This window comes from Actinomyces sp. S6-Spd3, from assembly GCF_000758755.1.
In the GTDB taxonomy this organism is placed as follows: Bacteria; Actinomycetota; Actinomycetes; order Actinomycetales; family Actinomycetaceae; genus Pauljensenia.
In genome coordinates, this window is sequence record NZ_JRMV01000061.1 from 1 (window position 1) to 530 (window position 530).

Below are 530 nucleotides of genomic sequence, written 5' to 3' on the forward strand. Positions count from 1 at the left end.
TAACCGTGAGGGTAAGCGGTGATGGGCTGAAGTTGGAGGCCAGCGCCTAATCTGTGCCCAAGGTAGAGGGGCTAGCTCAATGAGCTAGTCCCTCTATTCGTACATCTACGCTTAATTTTCTCCCCAATTAAGCACCGAAGTAAACACCGCGTCAGACCATTTCGAGGAAGTGGTCGCCCAGGGCTTGCCAGTTTTTGCGATGCCAGGCACCGAACGGTTCGGCCCCGAGGAAGGCCATGGCGCGCACAGATTCGGGGTCTACCCAAAGGAATGAGCCAGATTGGCCGAAGTGGCCAAACGTCGAAGCCGAGGCTGCGCGCGGGAACCAGGTGCGCACTTTCGCTCCTTTGATTTCAAAACCTAAACCCCACGTGTTGTCCGAATATCCGCCGTAACCGGGCGTGACACCTTTCAAACCCGGGTAAGCAACCGAGGTTGCCTCTCGCGCCAACTCAGGCGATATGAGTGTGGTGTTTTGAAACTCGCGGGCAAGGGCCACGAGGTCGCGGATGGATCCGGCCCCTGCGTAT

The 530-nt window shown here is 57.4% G+C and carries 1 pseudogene; it reads right to left on the reverse strand.

From position 1 onward, the window contains the following. Window positions 1-151: 151 nt before the first annotated feature. Window positions 152-530, reverse strand: a pseudogene (locus tag HMPREF1627_RS00415) (serine hydrolase); the annotation flags it as partial.